Below are 12746 nucleotides of genomic sequence, written 5' to 3' on the forward strand. Positions count from 1 at the left end.
GCCCTTCGAGAATCGGGAGCCATGACGGGGTTCCGCTCAGGAGATCCCGAGTTCCCTGTCGATCAGGTCGAACATGTCCTCGTCGGAAGCGGCGATCAGTTCCTCGTCGACCGTCGCCTCCTGCGGCTCTTCGGATGCCGCCCAGCTGTCGAGCAAGGTGCGCAGTGCTTCGGTGAGGGCCTGCCGTGCGGCCGGGTCGGACGCCTGCCGGTAGGCGGCGTCCACCTGTTCCAGGCCGGCGGGCACGTCACCGGCTCCTTGGCCCGCGGCCGGCAGCAGTTCCGCCTCCAGGTGGTCGGCGAGGGCGTTCGGCGTCGGGTGGTCGAAGACGATGGTCGCCGAGAGCCGGGTGCCCAGGGCCGCGCCGAGCCGGTTGCGCAGTTCCACCGCGGTCAGGGAGTCGAAGCCCATGTCGCGGAAGGCGCGTCCCGGTTTGACGGTGTCGGAGGGACCGTGGCCAAGGACCGCGCCCACCTGGGTGCGGATCATGTCGACGAGGCGGCGTCGGCGCTTGGGTGCGGGCAGTGCGGCGAGTTCGGCCAGCAGAGCGGCGGCCGCGGTGGCTTCGCCGGCCTGCGCCTCGGGTTGCGTGGCGCTGCGGGCGGCGAGGAGTTCCCGTACCTCGGGCACCTCGTCGATGAGCGGACGGTGTCCGTGGGCGCAGTAGGCGGGGACGAAACCGTCCCAGCGGATGTCGGCGACCACGAGTGTGGTCTCGTGCCCGGCGACGGCCTCGCGCAGGGCGCGGACGGCGCGTTCGGGAGCCATCGCCGGGACACCACGGCGCAGCAGCTGCCCGGCGACCTCCTCGTCGACCATGCCGCCGCCCGCCCAGGCGCCCCAGGCGACCGAGGTGGCGGGCAGCTGCTGGGCGCGGCGCCGTTCGGCGAGGGCGTCGAGGTGGGCGTTGGCGGCGGCGTAGGGGGCCTGTCCTCCGTTGCCCCAGACGCCGGCGCCGGAGGAGAACAGGACGAAGGCCTCCAGCGGGTGGGCGGCCAGCAGTTCCTCCAGGTTCCGCGCGCCGAGCACCTTGGCGTGCATGATGCCGGCGGTGTCGTCGAGGGTGAGGTCGCCCAGCGGGCGTGCCGTCTCGACGGCGCCCGCCGTGTGGACGACCGCGGTGAGCGGGAACTCCTCGGGTACGGCGTCGAGCAGTGCGGCGAGCGCGTCGCGGTCGGCGACGTCGCAGGCGGCGATGGTCACGCGGCAGCCGAGGGCGGTGAGTTCGTCGTGCAGTTCGGCGGCGCCGGGCGCCTGGGGGCCGCGCCTGCTGGTCAGCAGGAGGTGTTCGGCGCCGTCCTGTGCCAGGGAGCGTGCGACGTGCGAGCCGAGGGCTCCCGTGCCGCCGGTGACGAGGACGGTGCCGCGGGGCTGCCACGGGTCGCCGTCGGCCCTGGCCGCGGGCAGCGGTGTGCGGATCATGCGCCGGACGCTGACGCCTGCCGGGCGCAGCGCGAACTCGGTTTCCCGGCCGCCGTCTTCGCGGGCCGCCGTGGTGAGCAGGGCCGGGAGGCGGTGTACGGCGGACTCGGTGTGGGCGGCGGGCAGGTCGACGAGGCCGCCGCAGCGGTCGGGGTCGTCGAGACCGATCACCCGGGCGAGTCCCCACACGGCTGCCTGCGCCGGGTCGGGAGCGGTGTCGCCGTCGCCGGTCGACACTCCGCCTCGGGTGAGGCACCACAGCCGGCCGGGGATACCGGCGTCGTCGAGTGCCTGGACGAGTGTCACCGTTGCGAGCAGGCCGTTGGACACGCCCGCGCTCTGCTTGCTCTCCGCGTCGTTGAGGGCCAGCAGGGACACGACGCCGGCCGGTGAGACGTCCGCGGGAAGGTCCGTGAGCAGCCGCTCGGCCAGTTCGCCGCGCTGGGCGGAGTCGGGCACGGCGAATTCGACGGTCCGGGCGCCGGCGGCGTGCAGGGCGCCGGCCGTGGCCGCGACGAGGTCGTCGTCCCGGTGGGTCTCGGGGACGGCGAGGAGCCAGGTGCCGTCCAGGGACACGGCGGACGCGCCCTGTTCGGGCCAGGGCCGCCAGGTGATGCGGTAGCGCCAGCTGTCGAGAGTGGAGCGTTCCTGCCGGCCCCGGCGCCAGGAGGACAGCGCGGGAACGACCTCGCCGAGCACGGACGGGTCGTCCAGGCCGAGGGTCCGGGCGAACTCCTCCAGGTCACCGTCCTCGACGGTCTTCCAGAACCGCTCCCCCACCGGATCCACCACCCCGGCCGAGATCTTCGGCAACTCCAGCCAGAAGCGCTGCCGCTGGAAGGCGTACGTCGGCAACTCCACCCGGCGCGGGGTGAGGCCCTCGAACACCGGGCTCCAGTCCACCCCCACACCCCGTACCCAGGCCTCGCCCAGCGAGGTGTAGAACCGGGCCAGACCACCCTGGTCACGACGCAACGTGCCCGCCACCAGCGCATCCGCACCCGCCGCCTCGACAGTCTCCGCGATCGGGACGGTCAGTACCGGGTGCGGGCTCATCTCCAGGAACGCACCGTGCCCGGAACCTGCCAACTCCCTTATAGAGGACTCCAGTTGAACGGTCCGGCGGAGATTGGTGTACCAGTACTCGGCATCGGTGACCGCTTCCTCGATCCACTCGCCGGTGACGGTGGAGAAGAACGGCACTTCGGGTGTCCGGGGTGTGACCGGGCCCAGGACGTCCAGGAGTTCGTCGCGGATGGACTCCACATGCGCCGAGTGCGAGGCATAGTCCACCTCGACCCTGCGTACCCGCACCTCCCGCGTACCCGCGAGCTCCACCAGCTCATCCAGGGCGTCGGCATCGCCGGAGACCACCACCGAGGTCGGACCGTTGACCGCAGCCACCGACACCCGGCCGCCCCAGCCCGCGATCAACTCCTCCGCCTCGGTGCGGGGCAGGGCCACCGACACCATGCCGCCGCGTCCGGCCAGCGCGATGATCGCGCGGCTGCGCAACGCCACCACCCGGGCACCGTCGGCCAGGCTCAGCGCACCCGACACCACCGCGGCGGCGATCTCACCCTGCGAGTGGCCCACCACCGCGGCGGGCCGTACTCCGTACGACTCCCACAACGCCGCGAGCGACACCATCACCGCCCACAGCACCGGCTGCACCACATCCACCCGGTCGAACCCCGGAGCGCCTTCCACGCCCCGCACCACATCCACCAACGACCAGTCCACAAACACATCCAAAGCTGCCGCGCACTCGCCGAACCGCGCCGCGAACACCGGCGACGAGTCCAGCAGTTCCACCGCCATGCCCACCCACTGCGCACCCTGCCCCGGGAACACGAACACCGGGGAGGTGGGGCCGCCGGATGCGGCGGTGCCGGAGGTGACGAGTTCCGAGCCGATCAGCAGGGCCCGGTGGTCGAACAGGGAGCGGTGGTTGAGCAGGGACCAGGCCACGTCGACGGGGTGTGCGTCGGTCTCCCGCAGGTGGGACAGGAGGCGGTCCGCCTGGTTCTTGAGCGCGGCCTCCGAGCGGGCCGAGACCGGCAGGGGGACGGCGGTCCCCGCCGTGGGCGGCAGGTCCGTGCGGGCGGGACCGGCGGCGGGGGGGACGTGCTCGATGATGACGTGGGCGTTGGTGCCGCTGATGCCGAAGGACGAGACGGCCGCCGTGCGGGGGCGGTCGTACTCCTTCCAGGGCCGTGCCCGGGACAGGATCTCGACCGCGCCGGCCGACCAGTCGACCATGGGCGTGGGTGCCTCGCCGTGCAGGGACGTGGGCAGGACGCCCTCGTGCATGGCCTGCACCATCTTGATGACGCCGGCCATGCCGGAGGCGGCCTGGGTGTGGCCGATGTTCGACTTCACCGAGCCCAGCCACAGGGGCCGGTCGGCGGAGCGGTCCTGGCCGTAGGTGGCCAGCAGGGCCTGGGCCTCGATGGGGTCGCCGAGCTTGGTGCCGGTGCCGTGCGCCTCCACGACGTCGACATCGGTCGGTGCCAGGCCGGCGTTGGCCAGCGCGGACCGGATGACGCGCTGCTGGGAGGGACCGTTGGGGGCGGTGAGCCCGTTGGAGGCACCGTCCTGGTTGATCGCCGAACCGCGGACCACCGCCAGCACCTGATGACCGTTGCGCCGCGCGTCCGAGAGCCGCTCCAGGAGCAGGACACCGGCCCCTTCCGACAGGGCGAAGCCGTCGGCGGCGGCGGAGAAGGGCTTGCAGCGGCCGTCCGCCGCGAGGGCGCGCTGCCGGCTGAAGGCGACGAACGGGCTGGGTCCGGACATCACGGTGACGGCGCCCGCCAGGGCGAGGTCGCACTCTCCCGCCCGCAGGGCGCGTACGGCCATGTGGAGGGCGACGAGGGAGGAGGAGCAGGCGGTGTCGACCGTGACCGCGGGGCCTTCGAGGCCCAGTGTGTAGGCGATGCGGCCGGAGGCGACGCTCGCCGCGGCGCCGGTGGCCAGGTAGCCCTCGGTCTCCCCGGCGGCGGCGCGCAGTTGGGCGGCGTACTCCTGGTCGGTCATTCCCACGTAGACGCCGGTGCTGCTGCCGCGCAGGGTCTTCGGGGTGATGCCGGCGCGTTCCAGCGTCTCCCAGGCGGTCTCCAGCAGGAGGCGCTGCTGGGGGTCCATGGCCATCGCCTCGCGCGGCGAGATGCCGAAGAAGGCGGCGTCGAACTCGGCGGCGTCGTGCAGGAAGCCGCTTTCGCGGACGTAGCTGGTGGCGGTGCGGTCGGGGTCGGGGTCGTAGAGGGCGTCGAGGTCCCAGCCGCGGTCGGCGGGGAACGGTGAGATGGCGTCGACCTCGTCGCGCACCAGCCGCCACAGGTCCTCGGGGGAACGTACGCCCCCGGGGTAGCGGCAGCCCATCGACACGATCGCGACCGGTTCGTCGTCGGCGGCGGTGTGTGCGGCGGGGACGCGTGCGGTCTCGGCGGGGGCCTGCCGGGAGCCGAAGGCCTGCTCGGCGAGGAAGTCGGCCAGTGCCGTGATGCTGGGGTGGTCGAAGACGACGGTGGTGGGCAGCGGCAGGCCGGTGGCACGGCCGAGGCGGTTGCGCAGTTCGACGGCGGTGAGCGAGTCGAAGCCGAGGTCCTTGAAGGCCAGTTCGGTGTCGACGGTGTCCGTGTCGGTGTGTCCGAGTACGGCGGCGACCTGTCGGCCCACCAGGTCCTGCAGGGCCGTTCGGCGCTGTGCGGGGTCGAGCCCGGCGAGGTGCTGGAGCAGGGCGGGCTGTGCCTCGGAGGTCTTGCTCTCGTCGTCGGCGGGCTGTGCCTCGGGCAGTTCGGCCAGCAGGGGGCTGGGCCGGACCGAGGTGAACACGCCCGCGAAGCGCTGCCAGTCCACGTCGGCGAGCGCGACGAGTGTCTCGTCGTGGTCCAGCGCCTGCTGGAGGCCGGTGACGGCGGTGTCCGGATCGATGACGGGCACCCCGCGTCGGCGCAGGACGTCCTGAACGCTCTCGGCGATCATGCCGCCGCCGGCCCAGGGGCCCCAGGCGACCGAGAGGACGGGCACGCCGTCCGCGCGGCGCTGCTCGGCGCGCGCGTCGAGGATGGCGTTGGCGGCGGCGTAGGCGCCGTGGTCGGCGACGCCCCAGGTGCCGGAGATGGAGGAGAAGTAGACGACGGCGTCGAGTGCGGCCGGGTCGAGTGCGGCGTCGAGGTGGTCGGCGCCGAGCACCTTGCCGGACAGGGTCGAGACGAGGTCGGTGATCCGGGTGTCGGCGAGTGAGCCGAGGGCGCTGATGCCCGCGGCGTGCAGGACCGTGCGGACGGGCGGCACGCCGTGCTGTTCCAGCTGCCGGATCAGGGCGGCGACGGAGTCCGGGTCCGCCATGTCGCAGGCGGCCACGGTGACCGGGGTGCCCTGTTCCTGGAGTTCCTGGCACAGGTCGGCGATGCCGGGTGTGTCGGCGCCGCGGCGTCCGGTCAGGACGAGGTGTGCGGCGCCGTTGCGGGCGAGCCAGCGTGCCATGCGGGCGCCGAGGGCTCCGGTGCCGCCGGTGACCAGGACGGTGCCGCGCGGCTTGAAGGAGCGGGCGGCGGGGGCGTCGTCGTACGGGGCCCGGACGAGTCGGCGGCCGAGCGCCTGGCCGGCCCGGACGGCGATCTGGTCCTCACTCCCCTCGCCGGCGAGGAGGTCGACGAGCAGGTTCAGGGTGGGTTCGCCGGCTGCCTCGGGGAGGTCGATCAGGCCGCCCCAGCGCTTGGGGTGTTCCAGAGCGGCGACGCGGCCCAGTCCCCAGAGGCCTGCCTGGACGGGAGCGGCGGGTGCCTGGTCGTCGGCCGTGGCGACGGCTCCGCGGGTGGCGCACCACAGGGGTGCCTCGATGCCGGCGTCGCCCAGGGCCTGGACGAGCGCGAGGCTCAGGGCCAGTCCCCGTGGCACGGACGCGTGGTCGGGGTGCGGACGCTCGTCGAGGCCGGCCAGGGAGAGGACGCCGCTGAAGACGGCGGTCTCGGCCCGGAGGCGGCCGCTCAGGTGCTCGCGGTCGGCGTCGGCCGTGCCGAGGGTCAGGACGCGTACGTCTGCGGCTCGTTGGGTGAGGACGGTGAGGGCGGCCCGGGACAGCGGGTCGTCGTCGAGTGTCTCCGGGACGACGAGGAGCCAGGTGCCGTCGAGGGCCGCACCGGTCGGTGTAGGGCTGGGCAGGGGCCGCCAGGTGATGCGGTAGCGCCAGCTGTCGAGGGTGGAGCGTTCCTGCCGGCCGCGGTGCCAGGAGGACAGCGCGGGAACGACCTCGCCGAGCACGGACGGGTCGTCCAGGCCGAGGGTCCGGGCGAACTCCTCCAGGTCACCGTCCTCGACGGTCTTCCAGAACCGCTCCCCCACCGGATCCACCACCCCGGCCGAGATCTTCGGCAACTCCAGCCAGAAGCGCTGCCGCTGGAAGGCGTACGTCGGCAACTCCACCCGGCGCGGGGTGAGGCCCTCGAACACCGGGCTCCAGTCCACCCCCACACCCCGTACCCAGGCCTCGCCCAGCGAGGTGTAGAACCGGGCCAGACCACCCTGGTCACGACGCAACGTGCCCGCCACCAGCGCATCCGCACCCGCCGCCTCGACAGTCTCCGCGATCGGGACGGTCAGTACCGGGTGCGGGCTCATCTCCAGGAACGCACCGTGCCCGGAACCTGCCAACTCCCTTATAGAGGACTCCAGTTGAACGGTCCGGCGGAGATTGGTGTACCAGTACTCGGCATCGGTGACCGCTTCCTCGACCCAGCTGCCGGTGACGGTGGAGAAGAACGGCACTTCGGGTGTCCGGGGCGTGACCGGGCCCAGGACGTCCAGGAGTTCGTCGCGGATGGACTCCACATGCGCCGAGTGCGAGGCATAGTCCACCTCGACCCGGCGCACCCGCACCTCCCGCACCGCCGCGAGCTCCACCAGCTCGTCCAGGGCGTCGGCATCGCCGGAGACCACCACCGAGGTCGGGCCGTTGACCGCAGCCACCGACACCCGGCCGCCCCAGCCCGCGATCAACTCCTCCGCCTCGGTGCGCGGCAGGGCCACCGACACCATGCCGCCGCGTCCGGCCAGCGCGATGATCGCCCGGCTGCGCAACGCCACCACCCGCGCACCGTCGGCCAGGCTCAGCGCACCCGACACCACCGCGGCGGCGATCTCACCCTGCGAGTGGCCCACCACCGCGGCGGGCCGTACTCCGTACGACTCCCACAGCGCCGCGAGCGACACCATCACCGCCCACAGCACCGGCTGCACCACATCCACCCGGTCGAACCCCGGAGCGCCTTCCACGCCCCGCACCACATCCACCAACGACCAGTCCACAAACACATCCAAAGCCGCCGCGCACTCGCCGAACCGCGCCGCGAACACCGGCGACGAGTCCAGCAGTTCCACCGCCATGCCCACCCACTGCGCACCCTGCCCCGGGAACACGAACACCGGGGAGGTGGCGGTGGCGGTGCCGGTGACGGTCAGGTCGCCGAGTGCTTCGGTCAGGGACGGCAGGTCGGAGGAGCCCAGGGCGAAGGCCCGGTGTTCGAAGTGGGAGCGGCCGGTCAGCAGGGACCAGCCGGTGTCGGTGACAAGGGTGCCGGTGACGGGTGTGCCGGTGGCGGCCGTGGAGACGGATTCGGCGAGCCGGGCAGCCTGTTCCTGGAGGGCTTCGGGGGTGCGTGCCGAGAGGAGGAGGGGCACGACGATGTCGTCGGGCGGGGCGGTGGCGGGTTCGGCGGCCGCGGGTTCGGGCTGTTCGATGATGACGTGGGCGTTGGTGCCGCTGATGCCGAAGGAGGAGACGCCGGCGCGGCGGGGGCGGTCGGGTTCGTGCCAGGGGCGGGCCCGGTCCAGGAGTTCCACGGCGCCGGTGGACCAGTCCACGAAGGAGGTCGGTGCTTCGCCGTGCAGGGACTTGGGGAGCAGGCCTTCGCGCAGGGCGAGGACCATCTTGATGACGCCGGCGACGCCGGCGGCGGCCTGGGTGTGGCCGATGTTGGCCTTGAGGGAGCCGAGCCACAGGGGGCGGTCGGCGGGCCGGTCCTGGCCGTAGGTGGCCAGCAGGGCCTGGGCCTCGATCGGGTCGCCGAGTTTGGTGCCGGTGCCGTGCGCCTCGACGACGTCGACATCGGTCGGTGCCAGGCCGGCGTTGGCCAGCGCGGCGCGGATGACGCGCTGCTGGGAGAGTCCGTTGGGGGCGGTGAGGCCGTTGGAGGCGCCGTCCTGGTTGATCGCCGAGCCGCGGACCACGGCCAGTACCGGGTGGCCGTTGCGGCGGGCGTCCGAGAGCCGTTCCAGGAGCAGGATGCCGACTCCCTCGCCCCAGCCGGTGCCGTCCGCGTTCTCCGCGAACGGCTTGCAGCGGCCGTCCGGCGCGAGTCCGCGCTGCCGGCTGAACTCCACGAACATGCCCGGGCCGGACATGACGGTGGCGCCGCCGGCGAAGGCGAGCGAGCACTCGCCGGAGCGCAGTGACTGGACGGCCATGTGGAGGGCGACGAGGGAGGAGGAGCAGGCGGTGTCGACCGTGACCGCGGGGCCTTCGAGGCCCAGTGTGTAGGCGATGCGGCCGGAGGCGACGCTGGTCGTGGTGCCGGTGAGGACGTGGCCCTCGACCGCTTCGCCCGCTTCGTGCAGGCGTGGTCCGTACTCCGGGGCCGTGATGCCGATGAAGACGCCGGTGGCGGTGGACTGCAGGCGGCGCGGGTCGAGGCCGGCGCGTTCGGCGGCTTCCCAGGCGGTCTCCAGCAGGAGGCGCTGCTGGGGGTCCATGGCGAGGGCCTCGCGCGGCGAGATGCCGAAGAAGGCGGCGTCGAACTCGGCGGCGTCGTGCAGGAAGCCGCCCTCGCGGACGTAGCTGGTGCCCGGCCGGTCGGGGTCGGTGGCGAGGAGGGCGTTCATGTCCCAGCCGCGGTCGGCGGGGAAGGGTGAGATGGCGTCCGCCTCGTCGCGTACCAGCCGCCACAGGTCCTCGGGGGAACGCACGCCTCCGGGGTAGCGGCAGCCCATCGACACGATCGCGATCGGTTCGTCGTCGGCGCGGTGTGCGGTCTGCGCGGTGGTGTCGGCGGTGGTGCCGTCGCGTTGCTGGTCGAGGTGGCGGGCCAGGCGTGCCGGGGAGGGGTGTTCGTAGACGGCGGTGACGGGCAGGTTCAGGCCGGCGGCCTGGTTGAGGCGCTCGCACAGTTCGACGGCGGTGACGGAGTCGAAGCCGAGGTCCTTGAAGGTGCGTGCGGGGTCGATGGCCCCGGCGCCGAAGTGGCCGAGGACGACGGCGGCGTGCTCGCGCACGAGCCGGAGGCTGTCGCCGTGGCCGTGGCCGTGGGTGGTGGGGGTGGTGGGTGCCGGGGGGTGGTGGGGTGCGGGTGCCGCCGGGATCGTGAGGGGGTGTGCGGGTGTGTCCGGGGTGGTGTCGATCCAGTGGCGGCGGCGCTGGAAGGCGTAGGTCGGCAGGTCGACCGTACGGGGGTGGTGGCCGGCGAAGGCCGGTGTCCAGTCGACGTCGGCGCCGCGTGTCCAGAGTTCCGCGAGGGAGGCGTAGAAACGGGCCGGCCCGCCGTCGCCCCGCCGCAGGGTTCCGGTGACGACGGCGGGCTCGCCCTGGAGGGTGGCTTCGGCGGTCTCCTTGACCGGGGCGGTCAGTACGGGGTGCGGGCTGACCTCGATGAACGTGGTGTGTCCGGCGGCGGCCAGCGCCCGTACGGCGGGTTCGAGGAGCACGGGGCGGCGCAGGTTGGCGTACCAGTAGGCGGGGTCGGTCTCGGCGCCGTGCAGCCAGTCGCCGGTGACCGTGGACAGGAAGGGGATGTCGGGTGTGCGCGGGGTGATCGGGGCGAGGAGGTCCAGCATGTGGTCGCGGACCGTCTCGACGTGCGTGCAGTGGGAGGCGTAGTCGATGTCGACGCGGCGTGCGCGGATGCCCTGGCGTTCGGCTTCGGCGGCCAGTTCGTCGAGGGAGGCGGTGTCGCCGGAGACGACGACCGAGGAGGGGCCGTTGAGGGCGGCGACGGTGATGCGCTCGTCCCAGGGGGCGATGAGGCTGCGGGTCTGCGGTTCCGGCAGGGCCAGGGACAGCATGCCGCTGACGCCTTTGAGGGGCTGGAGCACCTTGCTGCGCAGGGCGACGGCCAGGGCGCCGTCCTGAAGGCTCAGTGCGCCGGCGACGCAGGCGGCGGCGATCTCGCCCTGGGAGTGCCCGACGACCGCCGCCGGCTGCACGCCGTGTGCGCGCCACAGGGCGGCCAGGGACACCATGACGGCCCACAGGACGGGCTGGACGACTCCGGTGCTGTCCATGGGGGGTGCGTCGGGGTCGCCGCGCAGGACGGCGGAGAGCGAGAAGTCGACGTGCGGGGCGAGCGCGGCCTCGCATTCGGCGAGGCGTTCGGCGAAGGCGGGTGCGGTGGCCAGGAGTCCGGCGGCCATGCCCGCCCACTGGCTGCCCTGGCCGGGGAAGACGAAGACGGGCCGGTCGACGGTCGCGGACGTGGGGCCGGCGGGTATGGCGGTGGTGAGGCGCTGCAGGAGGGTGTCGGGGTCGGCGCCGGCGACGGCGGCCCGGTGTTCGAAGGGGGTGCGGGTGGTGAGCAGGGACCAGCCGACGTCCACCGGGTCGGTGTGGGCGGCGGGGTGTGCGGCGAGCCGTTCGATCTGGGCGCGCAGGGCTTCGGGGCTGCGGGCGGACAGCAGCCAGGGCACGACGGGCTGTTCGGCGCCGGCCGGGCGGGCGGCGGCCGGGGCGGGCGGCGGTGCCTGTTCGAGGACGAGGTGGGCGTTGGTGCCGCCCATGCCGAAGGAGGAGACGCCGGCGAGGAGGGGGCGGGCGGGGTCGGCCGCGGTCCACTCGGCGCTCTCCAGCTGGACGCGCAGGCCGAGGGCGCCGAGGTCGATGGCCGGGTTGGGCGTGGTGTGGTTGAGGCTGGGCACCAGCTGTCCGTGGGACAGGCACAGGATCACCTTGAGCAGGCCCGCGATGCCCGCCGCGCCCTCCAGATGGCCGATGTTCGTCTTCACCGAGCCGACGGCCAGCGGGGTGCTGCGGGCGGGGTCGGTGCCGAGGGCGGCGCCGAGGGCTGCGGCCTCGACGGGGTCGCCGACGCGGGTGCCGGTGCCGTGGAGTTCGACGTAGTCGATGCTGCCGGGGTCGACGCCGGCGCGGGCGCAGGCGCTGCGTACGACGGCTTCCTGGGCCGCGGCGTCCGGGGTGGTGAGGCTGGCGCCGGTGCCGTCGTTGTTGACGGCTCCGCCGCGGATGACGGCGTGGATGCGGTCGCCGTCGGCCAGGGCCCGGGAGAGCGGCTTGAGGACGACGAGGCCGGCGCCCTCGCCGCGGACGTATCCGTTGGCGCGGGCGTCGAAGGTGTGGCACAGGCCGTCCGGGCTGAGGCCGCCGAACTCGGCGGCGGCCCGGGTGCTGCCGGGGACGAGGTTGAGGTGGACGCCGCCGGCCAGGGCGAGTTCGCAGTCACCGGCCCGCAGGCTGTCGCAGGCGAGCTGGACGGCGACGAGGGAGGAGGACTGGGCGCTGTCGACGGTGAGGCTGGGTCCGCCGACGCCGAGGACGTAGGAGAGGCGGCCGGCGATGAGGCCGCGGTTGAGTCCGGTGAGGGTGTGGTGGCCCACGCCCTCGGTGCCCTGCCGGTGGACGAGTTCGGCGTAGTCGCTGACGTCGGCGCCGACGAAGACGCCGGTGGCGCGCGGTGCCCGGGCCGCGTCGCAGCCGGCGTTCTCCAGTGCCTCCCAGCCCAGTTCGAGGACGAGCCTGGCCTGCGGGTCCATGGCCTCGGCCTCGCGGGGCGAGATGCCGAAGAAGGCCGCGTCGAAGTCGCCGGGGGTGTCGATGAAGCCGCCGCGGTGGGGGATGGTGGTGCCCCGGCCGGTGGTGATGGTGTCGTCGTGCGGTGTGCCGGCGCGGCGGTCCTGGGGGGTGTCGGTGATGGCGCTGCGGCCCTCGGCGAGCAGGCTCCAGTAGGCGGCCGGGTCGCTCGCGCCGGGCAGCCGGCACGCAAGGCCGACCACAGCCACGGGCTCGTGGGCCGAAGCGGCGGTGCGGGCGTCAGCGGGTACCGGCTCGTTCATGGGTGGCACTCCAAACACCAAGGCGACAGGGTCGGGGGCAGCCCTCACGGTTGCACGGCCTCAGGCGCGCTCAGTGCTCCTGCCAGGTGCTCTAGGGGAACTCCTAAGCGGTGCCCACGGGCCGGGAAGTGCCGTCCGCGGGCCCCTGGACCTGCCTCATAGCGAGGAGGCCCGGGGCCGGGCAAGAGGAGCAACTCTAGGCGTATGCCCGAACTTGGCGAGGCACGCTCGAGGGGCGGCAGCCGACTGCCGTGAGGTCTGCC

The 12746-nt window shown here is 73.6% G+C and carries 1 protein-coding gene; it reads right to left on the reverse strand.

Annotated elements, in window-relative coordinates:
* Positions 1 to 36: 36 nt before the first annotated feature.
* Positions 37 to 12483 carry a type I polyketide synthase gene (locus tag RV986_RS54055; protein WP_475925018.1) on the reverse strand — a complete coding sequence of 4149 codons (12447 nt, stop codon included), beginning with the start codon at positions 12481 to 12483 and terminating at the stop codon, positions 37 to 39.
* Positions 12484 to 12746: the final 263 nt, after the last annotated feature.

It is taken from the genome of Streptomyces sp. RLA012 (genome assembly GCF_056270325.1).